A 15236-nucleotide genomic window follows, 5' to 3' on the forward strand; every position below is an offset into this window, starting at 1 on the left:
GAATAAAAGGGTGAATTGGCGCGAGGCTGGCAGAAACAGTCGAGTTGGCGGGCAATTTCGGATGTTCATCAGTCTGACCATCGAGAATGTCGACAGGCTGCCCAATGGCGGGCCGCTGAGCTACAGCTCCGATGGCCGCGGCTTCGCGATCGGCCGTGAAAACCGCGACTGGAACCTGCCCGATCCCAATCTCTTCATTTCCGGCCTGCACTGCGAAATCCGCTACGACAGGGGCACGTTCTGGCTCTACGACGTGTCGCGCAACGGAACCTTCGTCAACGGTTCCGATCAGCGCCTTTCCGATCCGTATCCGCTCAGCCATGGCGACCGCATCTGGATCGGGCGCTACATCGTCGCCGTCTCGATCGACGAAGGCGGCGCGCCCGTTGCCGGCAACGAATGGGGCGACTGGGGGGCTCCGCCGCCCCAGCGGGAAGCCTCCGGCCATCCCGCACGCCAGCCGTCGCACGCCGCCGACCCGTTCTTCGCCGACACAGCCAACGGCCAAGGGGCGGCTGGCATCGCCGTCCAGCCCGCACGCCAACCACGCTCCCAGCCACGCGCACCGGCCCAGCAGGTCTCCCAGCCACCGCTCCATACTCCCCAACTCGACGCCAATGAACTGCTCCGGCTGATCGCAGCCGGCGCCGGTGTCTCGCCCGAAGTCTTCCTGCAGCGGGATCCCGGGGATGTCGCCGCCGAGGTCGGCGCGGTGCTGCGGGCCGTCGTCGATGAACTCGCCCTGCTGCTCAAGGCGCGTGCGGCTGCCAAGGCTCTGGCAAAGAGCAGCCAGCGCACCATGATCGGCGGCGTCGACAACAATCCGCTGAAATTCATACCGCGCTCGGAAGAAATCCTCGAGATCATGTTCGCCCAGCGGCGCTCGGGCTACCTCGACGCCAAGCACAGCGTCGACGAGGCGTTTCGCGACCTCAAGACCCATGAACTCGCCACCTATGCGGCAATGCAGGCAGCCCTCGCCCGCCTGCTTTCCGAATTGTCGCCCGATGCGATCGAGCGCAAGGTCCCCGGCTCGTCATTCGTCTCGAAGAAGAGCCGGGCCTGGGACCTGTTCGTCGCCACATGGGAAGCCAGGGAACAGGCACACGAGAACGGCATGCTCGATGTGTTCCTCGCCTATTTCAGCGAGGCCTACGCCAAGTCCGCCGGCAAGAAGTAGCGCGCCGCCGTTCACCGTACCTGCGGTGCCCCGGTTTCAATCGGCATGCCCTTGCACTACCATGCTTCCGGGTGTTGGCCGGTCGAGCAGCGCTGATTGACCGGCGGCGCCGGCGGCATCGACGTGCAACGGCATGCGGCCGGGCGTCGTGCGAACCACGGGTGATCGGCGATGAGTTCGAAGGACGATCCTTCCGGCTCCGACGGCAGAACCGTTATTCGCGGATCGCCGCGTCGCGCGCCAAGGCCGGATCAGCCGAGCTCCGTTCCCGATCCGACGATCATCTACACGGGCGACGCCGCTCCTCCTGCCGGTACGGTCATCTTTCAGGGCGTGCCGTTCGGTAGTGTGAAACCGGAGACGGCGAGACATCCCGCAAGGCACGACCAACCGCCGGCGCAATCGGGCATTTCCCAGGATGCACTGATCGATGCCGTGGATGGTCTCCAGTTTGTCGCCTCGAACCCCATCATGGCGTCCGCGGCACCGCTGCTGATGTTGCTCGGCCATCTCAGGTCGACGAGCGTCGAGCTCGATGCGTCCTCGTTGGCCCAGCATGTCGCGACGTCCATCGACGAATTCGAATGGAAAGTGGCCGATGCAGGCGTCGCCGAAGAGGACGCCCACATCGCCAGATACGCACTTTGCGAAACAGCCGACGACGTCATCGCCAACCTGCCGGGGATCGGCCCGGAGCAATGGGCGCAGCACAGCCTGCTGAAGCAGTTCTATCGCATCGAAGCTCCAGGGGACGGCTTCTTCGAGGCCCTCAATTCCATCCTCGCCGACCCGGCGGAGCGCTGCGACCTGCTCGAACTCATGCACGCCTGTCTGTCGCTCGGCTTTCAAGGGCCTTTCCGCAGAGCCGCAGGCGAAGCCGATTGTCTGGAAACCGTCCGCCAGGACGTTTATGACGCCTTGCGCTATTTCAGGCCGCGCCCCGATGACGAGATTTCTCCGCACTGGCAGGGCATGGCTGCCATGGCGGGAAAGCGCCCGACCCGGCTGCCGCTTTGGGTGATTGCGGCTGCCGGCGTGGCCTTGGTGACGGGCGCGTTCTTCTGGATGCGCAGCGACATCACCAGCCAGGGCGATGCGCTCGCTGCCAAGCTCCTGGCTCTTACCCCAACGACGCAAGTCGCCATCCGGCGCGCGGGTTTGGGCCCGGTGGCCGAAGAACCGCAGCCGGTCGCGCCGGTTGAGCCCGTGGCCCCGGCGGCAACGGGCGGCCAGATCGACCGCGTCCGTGCGGTTCTTGCGCAGGACATCCAGAGCGGTGGCCTGACCGTCGAGATCAAGGGCGTCTACATCACCGTCGAGATCAACAATTCCCTGCTCTTCGAAACCGGCAAGGCCGACACGAAGCCGGAGTTCGCCCCTGTGGCGAGCCGTATTGCCGCCGCCTTGGCGGCGGAACCAGGGGCCATCAGGGTCGTCGGCCATACCGACAACGTCAAACCGCGCCAGTCGGGCACGTTCAAGTCCAACTACGACCTCTCGGTCGCTCGTGCCGAGGCTGTCGCCAAGGCGCTGGCGCCGGGACTTGGCGACGCAACGCGCCTCACCCCCGAGGGCAAGGGCGAGGACCAGCCGGTCGCCGACAATGCGACCCCGGAAGGGCGGGCATTGAACCGTCGCGTCGACATCATGCTCCGGCGCGAGGAAACGCCATGATCGCCGGCGGTCATGTCAGGTGGCGCCCATGACGGCCTGGCTATGGCGGACCGTGAGCTTGCTGGCACTGGCCGGCCTTTGCGCGGCCGTGTGGTTTGGCGGGCCGCTGATCGTGTTCGACGGCAGCCGTCCATTGTCTTCCGACTGGCTGCGGCTGGCCATCATCGGCGTCATCGTGATCGCGATTGGCGGCGTCTATCTGTTGCGGGGGCTGCATGCACGCAGTGCCCAAAAGGCACTCGAAGCGGCAGCCGTGGGCGATCGCGCCTATGGTGGCGACGCAGGGTTGCTCGAAACCGGAATGCTCAAGGCAATCGCCACGCTCAAGCGCGCCAGCGGCAGGCGCAACTTCCTCTACGAAGTGCCCTGGTACGTCATCATCGGCCCGCCCGGTGCCGGCAAGACCACCGCGCTGGTCAACTCCGGCCTCAAATTTCCGCTCGCCGTCTCCGGCACGGCGCAGCCGGTTCCCGGTGTCGGCGGCACCCGAAACTGCGACTGGTGGTTCACCGACGATGCCGTCCTGATCGACACTGCCGGCCGCTACACCACGCAGGACTCGGATGCCGAAGCCGACCGGAAGGACTGGCTGGCGTTCCTGTCCCTGCTCAAGAAGCATCGTGGCCGGCAACCGATCAACGGCATCATCGTGGCCATCAGCCTGTCCGATCTGCTGGCGCCCGGCGATCAGGATGCCGGCGCGCATGCCATCGAGATCGGCAACCGTCTGCAGGAAATCAGCGAGGTCCTGAAGATCAGGTATCCGATCTATGTCCTGTTCACCAAGGCCGACCTGGTTGCCGGCTTCATGGAGTGTTTCGGCGCCTTCGATGAAGACCGGCGGCGGATGGTCTGGGGTGCCACCTTCCAGGCAGCGGATGATCGCAAACCTATGGTCGGCGAAGCGCCTGCCGAATTCGACGCGCTGGTGAAGCGTCTGTCGGAGGAGGTGCCGGACCTTCTGCAACAGGAACCGGACCCGCTCGCACGTATTGCTGTGTCAGGTTTTGTCGCGCAGTTCGGTTCGCTGCGCCAGCGCGTCACTGACTTCCTGGTCCGCGTTTTCGATCCGGCAGCGCGGCAGTCCAGTGCCGTCCTGCGCGGTTTCTATTTCTCCTCCGGCACCCAGGAAGGCACGCCCATCGATCGTGTGCTCGGCGCCATGGGCCGCAGCTTCGGCTCAGCCTCCACCGGCCAGATGTCGGGCACCGGCAAGAGCTTCTTCCTGCACGATCTGCTTGCCAGGGTCATCTTTGCAGAGGCCGGCTGGGTTTCCCACGACGATGCCGCCGACCGGCGCGCCAGGCTCTCCCGCTACGCCGGAATCGGCGCCGTTGCCTTGCTGGCAACGGCCGGGCTCGCTGCCATGGGGGCGAGCTACACTGCCAACAGGTCGCTGATCGCAGCCACCGGCCAGGCTGCGGAAAACTATAGTTCATCCGCCAGCGCGCTTTTGACTGCCGACGAGGTCGCCGACACCGATCTCGAAAACGTCATCGACGCCCTGGAGGAAGTCCGCAACCTGCCTGCCGGCTACGAAAGCCGCGACGAGCCGACGCCGCCGGCGGAAATGCTGGGCATGAGCCAGCGCCCGCGCCTGCATTCGGCAACTGCAACGGCCTATGGCGCGGCCTTGGAAACGATTCTGCGCCCGCGGTTGCTGCTGCGTGTCGAACAGACCCTGGAGGCGAGGATGAACGATCCGACGGCGCTTTACGAAGCGCTCAAGATCTACCTGATGCTCGGCGGCAAGGCCCCCAGGACAGACGACGAACAGATCGTTTCGTGGATGAAGGCCGATTGGGAGCGCAACCGCTATCCCGGACCGCAAAATCGCGAAGGCCGCCTCATCCTCGAAAAGCACCTGCGCGCCATGCTGGCGCTCGACGACGGGACCAACCCGTCGATCGAGCTCGACCGCTCCGTCGTCGAGGCCGCCCAGCGCGCGCTTGGACGCATGACGGTCGCCGACCGCGCCTCCGCGCTCATTTCATCGGCCACATCCACGGCCGCACTCAGCGACTTCTCCGTGGCAGCCAGGGGCGGAGCGGAAGCGAAGCTGGTCTTCGAGACGATCGACGGCAGCGATCTGTCCACGCTTCGCATCCCCGGCCTCTACGGCTTCGCCGGGTTCAATGATTTTTACCTCGACCAGATGGCGGGCATCGCCCAGAAACTGGCCGATGAGCAGTGGGTGCTTGGGGCCGGCGCCGAGCAAGGCGATGTCGAGCAAGAACTGCTCAGGCTCGGCCCCGAACTGCTCGAGCGCTACAGCAACGAATTCGCGCGAACATGGAACGACACGCTCGACAGGCTGAAATTCAGGCCCATGTCGGAAGACAAGCCCGAATATCTCGCCCTTTCCGCAGCCGGCTCGGCCAGTTCCCCGCTTGCGCAACTGTTCGAGGCAATCGCCAGGGAAACGGCGCTGACCCGTGCCACCGGTACCGCTGACGTCGATGCCCGCGCCGAAGGGCTCTCGCGTATCGGTATCGAGCTCGCCGGCCGCAAATCGAGCAGCCGTGCCGGAGCCGCCTTTGCCAATGCGCCGACGCTGGTGCCGGGCGCCAACATCGAGGCCCAGTTCCGGCCGTTCCAGCTCCTCGTCGACGGCCGTCCCGGCCAGCGCCCCATCGATGCGCTGATCCAGAACTTCCATGCCATATACCAGAACCTCACGGTGTCGGCTGCAGCCCCTGCCCGTGCCGACCGCGTCAATGCCAACCTCCAGCTGCAGATCTCCAATCTTCGCGCAAACGCCTCCCGCCTACCCAGGACGCTGGCGCGCATGGTTCACGCCGCGGCCGACGATTTCGAGGGCGACGTTGCCGAGACGTCGCTGGCGCAACTCGGCCAGATGCTCGAGCAAGCGGTCAGTGGTCCGTGCGAGGAAGCCATTGCGAACCGCTATCCTTTCGGCGGCGGCAGCACGCAGGATGTGCCCATCGCCGATTTTTCCCGCCTCTTCGCGCCGGGCGGCATCCTCGACCGCTTCTTCGCCCAGAACCTGGCCTCGTTTGCCGACATGTCGGGCCAGGAGTGGCAATGGAAACAGGAGTCGCGCCTCGGCCGTGGCCTGTCGAAATCGACGTTGAAGCAGTTCCAGCTGGCTTCGGAAATCCGCGACACGTTCTTCCCGCTCGGCGGATCGACGCCTGCCGTGAACCTCACCTTTACGCCCTTTTCGCTGCATGGCGACGCCGACATGGCGCTGCTCGACGTCAATGGCCAGGTCGTCCAGAGCTACCAGAATGGCAGCAGCCCTGGCACCGTCACCTGGCCCGGCAGCCAGGCCGCCGGCGCCGCCAATCTCAGCCTGACGCCGGAGTTGCCCGGCCGCGACTCCGCCCTCAGATTCGAGGGGCCATGGGCCCTCAAGCGGCTGCTTGATGCCGGCACCTCCACCCTCAACGGCGACAAGCTGGAGTTGCGCTTCGTCATTGGCGGCCGCGACGTCGCCTACACGGTCCAGGTCAACCCGCCGGGAAATCCCTTCTCGCTCCCTGCTTTCTCCGGCTTCACCTGTCCGAAAGGCCTTTGACCCGGCGCACCGACACCCGCCTGTTGATTTCGATACTCTAATGCCCGGCCCTGTGGCAGACTGGCCGGTGCGAGCGTTTCCACGCAACGCAGAGGGGCGCTCGAGAAGCGCTTGAGGCCGTTGAACAATGTCGCCCTCCCCTTCGAAAGCTATGGCGTAAGCCACAAGGGCTGCGTTCGCCAGATCAATGAAGACAGCTACCTGATGGAGCCGCGCAGCGGCCTGTGGGTCGTCGCAGACGGCATGGGCGGCCACGATGCCGGCGAAGTCGCCTCGGCCACCATCATCGAACATCTTGCGACGATCGGCATCGCCAGTTCGGCGCCCGACCTGCGCGCCCGTTTCGAGGACCGCCTGCGCAAGGCGCATTCCGACATCCGCGACATCTCGGACCAGCGTGGCGCGACCATCGGCTCCACCGTCGCCGCCCTGCTGGTCATGGACGGCAAATTCGCCTGCCTGTGGCTGGGCGACAGCCGCGTCTATCTGGTCCGCGACGGCAAGCTCTCCCAGGTTTCGCGCGACCATACCGAGGTGCAGGAACTGCTCGACCGCGGCGCGATCACCGAAGCCGAGGCGCGCACCTGGCCGCGCCGCAACGTCATCACCCGCGCCATCGGCGTCAGCGACGACATCGCGGTCGATTTTCGCCAGGGCGAAATCCGGCCCGACGACGTCTTCGTGCTCGGCACCGATGGCCTCACGGCACATGTGACCGATGCCGAGATCGAAGCGTCGGTGGCGTCGGCCATGCCCCAGGCAGCTTGCGAAGACCTGCTCGCGAAAGTGCTCGCGCGCGGCGGAACGGACAACGTCACCATTGTGCTAGTGCGGATTCGGGGCGCGACCGACGGTGCATCATCTGAACCTTTGGCGGGAGGCCGATAGAGGCCAGCGACACGACGCGACCATATTCGAGCGCAGCGCCGCAACAGGGCGTGCGTTGCTGGTTGCGGCATGTCTGGCGGCATGGTCGCTGCTGTTTGCTCCGACCGACGCCCGCGCGGAGTTCACCGTCTGCAACCAGACCCTCGACGTCGTCAATCTGGCCGTCGGCCAGCAGGTGGAGAGCGCCTTCCAGACCGATGGCTGGTGGACCATCGGCGCCAACCAGTGCGTCAACGTCATCCGGGACGAGCTCTCCAACCGCTACGTCTACATCTACGCCACCGATGTCTTCGGCAACGCGATCCTCAGCGGCTCCACCGACATGTGCGTCGAGCGCAAGCGCTTCACCGTGCGCGGCATCGAGGAGTGCTGGCAGCGCGGCCACATCGCCGCACGGTTCTTTGAAGTCGACACGCTCGACCAGGCGCGCTGGACCTTCTTTCTCACCGGGCGTTCGCCATGACGCACAGCATCGATGCCAGCTTCAAGCTGCAGAAGCAGGAGCGGCTGGCGCGCCGCAAGCGTGAACGCCAGTTCAAGGTGATGGTCGCGGCAGGCATCTTGCTGCTGCTCGCCGTCGCCTCGGCCGCCTACTTCACGTCCGACTATTGGCTGCCCGGCGAATATGAAGGCGATCTGGCGCCGACAGAGGACGTCGACATCGTCCCGCCCGACGCCGCCGTCTATGTGCCTGCCATCGTCGACCTCGCCGGCGACCCGATGTGGATCAACCTGGCGCATGAGGCCGGGGGCGAGACCAAGCGCCGCTCCATGGCCCGCCCGGTCGATCTCACCGAGGACGGCATCTCGCCGAAGATCGAATATCTCTCCGACACCATGCTGAGCTCCAGCGAACGCTTCATGACGGCGATACCCTCGACACAGGAGGATTTTGCCTTCTTCCAGGCGCAACGGGCGGTAGCCGAGCCGGCGGCAGGGCAGCAAGTGGATGTCCAGCCCGCACCGCCGGCCACGACCGATCTCGATGAGATCGAGCCCGAAGGCGATGACGCTTCAGACCTCGCCGCGGGCTGGGGCGAAACCATCGACCAGGGCGAAGCAGCGCTGCCAGAGTTCGAAAAGACCGCCGTCGAAAACAACACCAGCGTGGCAACCGTCACACCGGAACCCGAGCGGTTCGAGGCGACCGAAGACGTCTTCGTCAAGATACTCACCAACCGCACGCTCGAAAGCGTGGCACTCGAGGCGCATTTCGCCGCTGACGAAGCGAAGCTGGTCAACGACGCGCTCAAGGCGGTTTTCAAGCTGGAAAACCTCGAACCCGGATATGTCGTCGCCTTGCGTGGCTTCAGGCCGCGACGCGGCGCGCCGGCAATGGCGCTGATGCAGGTCTCGGTCTATGCCATGAACCGGTTCATCGGCACCCTCGCCCGTAGTTCTGCCGGCCAGTTCGCTTCCGGTGTCGACCCGTGGGTGCGCGACGACCTGTTCAACTATTCCGGTGCCCCGCAGGCAGGAGCCCAGAAGCGACAGTACCGCCTTCTCGACGCCATCTATTCAACGGCGGCGCGCAACAACGTGCCCACAGGCGTGCTCGGCGAAGCCATCATGTACCTGTCGCGCGGGCAGGACCTGAACGCCTTCGCAACGGAAGATCAGCGCCTCGTGCTCCTGTATTCCGAAACGGCACGCGGCAAGGACGGAGTCGCCGGTCGCGTGCTGTATGTCGGCGTTCACGGCACGGACAAGAAGCTTGAGTGCTTTGTATTCCTGCAGAGCGACGGACAATTCTCCTGCGTCGGAGGTGACGACCAGGTCCGCTCGCTGGCAACGACGAACGGCATGGCCACGCCGGTCAATGGAGTCCTGACGTCGACCTTCGGGCCGCGCAAGCATCCGATCCTGAAGACCGTCCGCATCCACAAGGGCGTCGACTGGGCAGCGCCCATCGGCACGCCGATCGCCGCAGCCTTCGACGGCCAGGTCGTGTTCGAGGGCGACGGCAAGGGTTACGGCAATCTCATCCGCATCTCGCACGCCAACAATCGCGAAACCCGATATGCCCACATGCAGCGCTTCGCGGACGGCATCAGCGTCGGAACCACCGTCAAGGCAGGCGATGTCATCGGCTACATCGGCACCACCGGCCTGTCGACCGGCCCGCATCTGCATTTCGAACTCTATCAGGACGGTCAGGCCATCGATCCGCTCGGCACGGTCACCGTCACCGTGGCCGCGGCCACCGCGAGCACGGTCTCGTCGGACGAGTTAGCCATCGAGGTGCTGACCAATCGCATCGTCCATGTCGAGAGCGGCGGCAGCGCCCGCGCCAAGAACCCGCTGTCGTCGGCGACCGGCCTCGGGCAATTCATCTCCAAGACCTGGATCAGGATGATGAACACCTACCGCCCAGACCTGGCCAGCACCTTGTCCACCGCCGAACTGCTGGAACTTCGTTACGACCCGACCATCTCGCGCGAAATGGTGCGCAACCTGGCGCGCGAGGGTGAAGCCTACCTCAAGGCGCGGGGCCACCAGATCACCGCCGGTCGTCTCTATCTGTGCCATTTCCTCGGCATGGAAGGCGCCAATCAGGTGCTCGCTGCCTCCGGCGATGCGATGCTGGTCGACGTGCTGGGCGTCCTCGTGATCAAGGCCAATCCCTTCCTGACCGGCAAGAACGCCAACTACGTCATTGCCTGGGCCGAAAAGAAGATGACCGGCCGTGCACCGGCGATTGCCACGCAGCCGTCCGCGCCCGCGGTGACGCAAGAGGTGCGACAGACCTCCCCCGAATTCGAGAAATACAAGCAGGCAATCGCCAAGACCCTGACGTCGGTGGAAACCACGCTGTGACCGCGATGGTGCATTTCAGCGATTGCTACTGCATCCCACCTTGTCACCACTTCTGCAGTCATGTAGCGCCGAGCGATTGCCGGTCGCTCCGGCCCCGGACCGCTGCCCATGAACATCGCCCTCCCCACCCGCACGATCGTCGTCGACGACAGGCCCGCCGACCTCCCGTTCATTGTCGACCAGCATGTCGCCGATGTCATTGCACAGCTCGGCCGGACCGAAGACCTGCGCTTTTCACCGGATTTCCGTCGCCTGGCGATCGCCGGCTTCGGCAGGAGCATGTGCCTGCTGTTCGACGTCGAGATCGTCCGCTCCACGGGCAAGCCGGTCCTGCACATCAAGGACTACATCGAGCTGCATTCGCCTGATCTCAGGGATCCGCATGGCTTCGATTTTATCGACAATGGGACGCTGGTCGTTGCCAACCGCGGCGGCGTCGTCACCCTTTTCGCCTTGCCTTCCATGTCGGGACAGCAGCGTGTGTATGATCTGTCGCCGTCGCGCGTCATCCGTCGTGCCGGCCTCAGCCGGCGTATTTCCACGCCCGGCTCCGTGTGCGTCTCGGCCATCGGCAAGGGCCGCTACGAACTTCTGGTCTGCAACAACTACAAGCACCGGGTCACGAGGCATGTGATCAGGCCGGGTGGGTGGTCGCTGCCGCGCAACTCGATCCTCCTGGAGCAAGGGCTGGACGTGCCCGACGGCATTGCGCTCAGCCCCGACAAGGCCTGGATTGCCATCAGCAACCACATGACGCATTCCGTGCTTCTGTTCGACAACCGGACGGGTCTCGATCGCCGGTCGGCTCATGCAGGCACCCTTTGCGGCGTGGGTTACCCGCACGGCGTAAGATTTTCGCCGGATGGCAGCATGATCTACGTCGCCGACGCAGGCTCGCCCTATGTACATGTCTACCGAACTGCCGGTAACGGCTGGTCAGGCGAGCATGCGCCCGTAGTCTCGTTCCGGGTTCTTGACGATCAGACCTTTCAGAAGGGGCGGCACAATCCCGAAGAAGGCGGCCCGAAGGGGCTCGACATCGACGCCACGGGCGAGTTGCTGGTGGTTACCAATGAAGAACAGCCCCTCGCCTGCTTTCACATCCCCACTTTGCTGTCGCGGAAGAATTTTGCGAATTAGCACAACAGCTTGACGGCAAGTACTTTATCGCCGCCGCCGACCGCGATATAGAAATCGCATGAGTTCAGGTTGGAAATTGGCGCCCGCGCTTGTCCTATGTCTTTCGGCCACCACGGTCGGCGGCTGCAGCCGCTCGTCCGACGGGACCGTCGTCATTCCCAAGCCGATGGACTCCAGGCGCTTCTGGCAGGACGACGACGCGCGCCGCGCGGCCAGCGAACGTTCGCAGGCCTCCTCTTTCCCGGCCGGCCCGGAGATCCGCTTCGTCACCCAGCAGCCCGGCCCGCGCCCGGTGACGCGTGCGCCAGGCCGTGCTTCCGAGAGAGCCGCGGGCGGCGCCAAGCCCATGTCCTGCCGCGCCATCACCAGTTCGACCGGACGTGTCAGATACGCCTGCGAATGACCGCTTCTCGGCCCGGGCCATCCCGCGGCTGGCTCGCCGAAACCATGATTTCCACCCATTTTTGTCAGGCTCGCGTCAGCAAAGCCCCGGTTTTTGCGTATTTCGCGCAAACACGGCGGTAGCCGGTTGACGAGCAAGCATCGACCGTTATAGCCCACCTCCAGTCGCTGGAACGGAATGGAGAAGGTCCCGCCCGATGGAGATATTCACTGCCGCAGGCTTCACCGCCCTTCTGCAGGTCATAGCTATCGATCTCGTGCTCGCTGGCGACAATGCCATCGTCATCGGCCTTGCCGCAGCGGGCCTGCCCGCCGAGCAGCGCAAGAAGGCCATCCTCGTCGGCATCGCGGCCGCGACCGTCCTTCGCATCGGTTTCGCGCTCATCACCCAGTGGCTCCTGGCCATCGGCCCGATGCTGCTCATCGCCGGCGGCCTGCTGCTGCTGTGGGTGTGCTGGAAGATGTGGCGCGAACTCAGCGTCAGCCACGAACAGGAGCATGAGGCCACCGAAGCGCTCTCCGACGCCGACTACGACAAGGACGGCAAGATTGCCGGCAAGGGCCCGCGCAAGACCTTCGCCCAGGCCGCCTGGCAGATCGTCATCGCCGACGTGTCAATGTCCCTCGACAACGTGCTCGCTGTCGCCGGTGCGGCGATGGACCACCCGACCGTCCTGATCATCGGCCTGGCCCTGTCGATCGCGCTGATGGGCTTTGCCGCCTCCTTCGTCGCGCGCCTGCTGCACAAGTATCGCTGGATCGCCTATATCGGCCTGCTCATCATCCTCTATGTCGCGCTGAAGATGCTGCTCGACGGTGCCGTCGACCAGTTCCCGGACCAGTTTGGCTTCCTGAGCGATTGGTTCGGAGGGCATCGCGCTCCGGCCCACTGAGGCCGATACGATTGACGAAAAGGGGCCGGAACAATCCGGCCCTTTTTGCATGTAGCGATCAGTCGGTTTGCTTGGACGCCGATTTGTGCTATTGCGCCGCCCGAATTGAGCTCTTTTCAGAGCCGACAGATCGAAAAAATTCAAGACTTCCAGGCCGGCCCTCAAGGGTGTTACGGCCCGCACCCATTGGAACCCGTTTATGTCAGCAGCACCCCGCGTCAGCTTCGTCAGCCTCGGTTGCCCAAAGGCGCTTGTCGATTCTGAACGCATCATCACGCGGTTGCGCGCCGAAGGCTACGAGATCGCCCGCAAGCATGACGGCGCCGACCTCGTCGTGGTCAACACCTGCGGCTTCCTCGATTCCGCCCGCGATGAATCGCTGAACGCCATCGGCACCGCGCTGAAGGAAAACGGCAAGGTCGTCGTCACCGGCTGCATGGGGGCAACGCCGGAGCTGATCCGCGAAAAGCACCCCAACGTGTTCGCCATCACCGGGCCTCAGGCCTATGAAAGCGTCATGGCCGCAGTGCACGAGGCAGCGCCGCCGGCGCACGACCCCTTCACCGACCTGGTGCCGCCGCAAGGCGTCAAGCTCACCCCGCGCCACTACGCCTATCTCAAGATTTCAGAAGGTTGCAACAACCGCTGCACCTTCTGCATCATTCCCGACCTGCGTGGCGACCTCGTCTCGCGCCCGGCCGGCGACGTGCTGCGCGAAGCAGAAAAACTCGCCAATGCCGGCGTCAAGGAACTGCTGGTGATCTCGCAGGACACCAGCGCCTACGGCATCGACATCAAATACGCCTCCAGCCCGTGGAAGGACCGCGAGGTCCGCGCCAAGTTCCTCGACCTGTCGCAGGAACTCGGCGAACTCGGCATCTGGGTGCGCATGCACTACGTCTATCCCTACCCGCATGTCGCCGACGTCATTCCGCTGATGGCCGAGGGCAAGATCCTGCCCTATCTCGACATTCCCTTCCAGCACGCCTCGCCGCAGGTTTTGAAGAACATGCGCCGTCCGGCCCATGGCGAGAAGGCGCTGGAGCGCATTCGCGGCTGGCGCGACGTCTGCCCCGATCTCGCCATCCGCTCGACCTTCATCGTCGGTTTCCCCGGCGAGACCGAGGAAGATTTCGAGATGCTGCTCGACTGGATCGACGAGGCCAAGATCGATCGTGCTGGCTGCTTCAAATACGAGCCGGTCAGCGGCGCGCGCTCCAACGATCTCGGGCTCGAACAGGTGCCGGAAGAGGTCAAGGAAGCCCGCTGGCATCGCTTCATGCAACGCCAGCAGAAGATTTCGGCCGCCGCGCAGGCCAAGAAGGTCGGCAAGCGCCTGCCGGTCATCATCGACGAGGCCAACGGCACCAGCGCCAAGGGCCGCACCAAGTATGACGCACCCGAGATCGACGGTTCCGTCCACATTCAGTCGCGCCGCCCGCTGCGCGTCGGCGACATCGTCACGGTCAAGATCGACCGTGCCGACGCCTACGATCTCTACGGCTCGGCCGTCTGATCCAGACATCTGTCACGAGAGCGGCCACGTCCCCTTCGCCAGCCCAACAAAAAACCCCCGGCAAGACCGGGGGTCTTTTTTGGAGGCGCCACGGGCGCCCCAGAGTGCTCCGCTTACTGCGGCAGCTTGTCGTCGACGCCCTTGACGTAGAAGTTCATGCCGAGCAGCACGCCATCCTCCGCCACTTCGCCGGCCTTCAGCCATTCGGTTCCGTCCTGCTTGGCCACAGGGCCGGTGAACGGGTTGAATGAGCCGGACTTGATCTTGGCTTCGGTTTCTTCGGCCAGCTTCTTCGCATCGTCGGACATGTTGGCGTAGGCCGCCATCACGACGTGGCCTTCCTTCATGCCGCCCCAGATGTCGCTCTGCTTCCAGGTGCCGTCGATGACCTCCTGGATGCGCTCGATGTAGTACGGGCCCCAATCATCGACGATCGAGGTCAGCTGGGTGGTCGGGCCGAACTTGATCATGTCCGAAGCCTGGCCGAACGCCTTGATGCCGCGCTCGGTGGCAACCTGCATCGGCGCGGTCGAATCGGTGTGCTGGGTGATGATGTCGACGCCCTGGTCGATCAGCGCCTTGGCGGCGTCGGCTTCCTTGCCGGCGTCGAACCAGGTGTTGGCCCACACCACCTTGACCTTGAAGTCGGGGTTGACCGACTGCGCGCCGAGCATGAAGGCGTTGATGCCCATCACCACTTCGGGGATCGGGAAGGAAGCGATGTAGCCGGCGACACCGGCCTTCGATTCCTTGGCGGCGATCACGCCCTGAATGTAGCGGCCTTCGTGGAACTTCGAGTTGTAGGTCGCAACGTTCGGATGCTCGCGCTTGTAGCCGGTGGCATGCTCGAACTTCACGTCCGGGAACTTGCCGGCGACCTTGTTGGTCGGATCCATGAAGCCGAAGGAGGTTGCGAAGATGATGTTGCAGCCGGAGCGCGCGAAGCGTTCGATGGCACGCTCGGCGTCCGCACCTTCCGGCACGCTTTCGAGATAGGCGGTCTCGAGTTCGTCGCCGAACTTCTCCTTGGCCTGCAGCAGGCCCTGGTGGTGCTGGTACGAATAGCCGAAATCGCCGATCGGGCCGACATAGACCCAGCAGGCCTTGACCTTGGCTTCCGCCGCCACTGTGCCAAACGACATCACGGCAGCTGCCGCGGCCAATGACAGAATTGTCTTCTTCATA

The 15236-nt window shown here is 64.5% G+C and carries 11 protein-coding genes; 10 read left to right on the top strand and 1 reads right to left on the bottom strand.

The genetic code is table 11. The annotated features are described in order from the left end of the window. Nucleotides 1-61: 61 nt before the first annotated feature. From tagH to rimO, 10 genes are all read left to right on the top strand, one after another. Nucleotides 62-1180, top strand: coding sequence for a type VI secretion system-associated FHA domain protein TagH (tagH, locus tag ASC75_RS14545; RefSeq protein ID WP_055976643.1), 1119 nt, complete (start codon nucleotides 62-64; stop codon nucleotides 1178-1180). Between the two features lie 171 nt (nucleotides 1181-1351). Further along, nucleotides 1352-2854: a type VI secretion system protein TssL, long form gene (tssL, locus tag ASC75_RS14550; RefSeq protein WP_055976647.1), complete on the top strand. Its 1503-nt coding sequence runs from the start codon at nucleotides 1352-1354 to the stop codon at nucleotides 2852-2854. A 28-nt stretch (nucleotides 2855-2882) separates the two neighbouring features. Then, complete coding sequence (tssM, locus tag ASC75_RS14555; RefSeq protein ID WP_055976649.1) at nucleotides 2883-6395, top strand: type VI secretion system membrane subunit TssM; 3513 nt, start codon at nucleotides 2883-2885, stop codon at nucleotides 6393-6395. A 111-nt stretch (nucleotides 6396-6506) separates the two neighbouring features. Next, on the top strand, nucleotides 6507-7283 hold the full coding sequence (locus ASC75_RS14560) for a protein phosphatase 2C domain-containing protein (RefSeq protein ID WP_348271291.1): 777 nt from the start codon (nucleotides 6507-6509) through the stop codon (nucleotides 7281-7283). Nucleotides 7284-7338: 55 nt separating this feature from the next. Further along, nucleotides 7339-7746 carry a DUF1036 domain-containing protein gene (locus tag ASC75_RS14565; RefSeq protein ID WP_055976653.1) on the top strand — a complete coding sequence of 136 codons (408 nt, stop codon included), beginning with the start codon at nucleotides 7339-7341 and terminating at the stop codon, nucleotides 7744-7746. Further along, nucleotides 7743-10100, top strand: coding sequence for a M23 family metallopeptidase (locus ASC75_RS14570; RefSeq protein ID WP_055976655.1), 2358 nt, complete (start codon nucleotides 7743-7745; stop codon nucleotides 10098-10100). The genes ASC75_RS14565 and ASC75_RS14570 overlap by 4 nt, the downstream gene beginning before the upstream one ends. Before the next feature lie 108 nt (nucleotides 10101-10208). Then, nucleotides 10209-11240 (top strand): hypothetical protein, encoded by a 1032-nt coding sequence (locus ASC75_RS14575; RefSeq protein WP_055976658.1) that lies wholly within the window; start codon nucleotides 10209-10211, stop codon nucleotides 11238-11240. Between the two features lie 58 nt (nucleotides 11241-11298). After that, a complete protein-coding gene (locus ASC75_RS14580; protein ID WP_156381268.1) occupies nucleotides 11299-11643 on the top strand; it encodes a hypothetical protein in 345 nt (114 codons plus the stop codon). A gap of 196 nt (nucleotides 11644-11839) precedes the next feature. Beyond that, entirely contained in the window at nucleotides 11840-12535 is a 696-nt protein-coding gene (locus ASC75_RS14585) for a TerC family protein (protein ID WP_055976664.1), read from the top strand. Between the two features lie 199 nt (nucleotides 12536-12734). Then, a complete protein-coding gene (rimO, locus tag ASC75_RS14590; RefSeq protein ID WP_055976667.1) occupies nucleotides 12735-14051 on the top strand; it encodes a 30S ribosomal protein S12 methylthiotransferase RimO in 1317 nt (438 codons plus the stop codon). A 113-nt stretch (nucleotides 14052-14164) separates the two neighbouring features. On the opposite strand, the gene ASC75_RS14595 is transcribed toward rimO, so the two are convergent. Beyond that, nucleotides 14165-15235, bottom strand: coding sequence for a BMP family ABC transporter substrate-binding protein (locus ASC75_RS14595; protein ID WP_055976670.1), 1071 nt, complete (start codon nucleotides 15233-15235; stop codon nucleotides 14165-14167). Nucleotide 15236 lies beyond the last annotated feature (1 nt).

It is taken from the genome of Aminobacter sp. DSM 101952, from assembly GCF_001424795.1.
GTDB lineage: Bacteria > Pseudomonadota > Alphaproteobacteria > Rhizobiales > Rhizobiaceae > Aminobacter > Aminobacter aganoensis.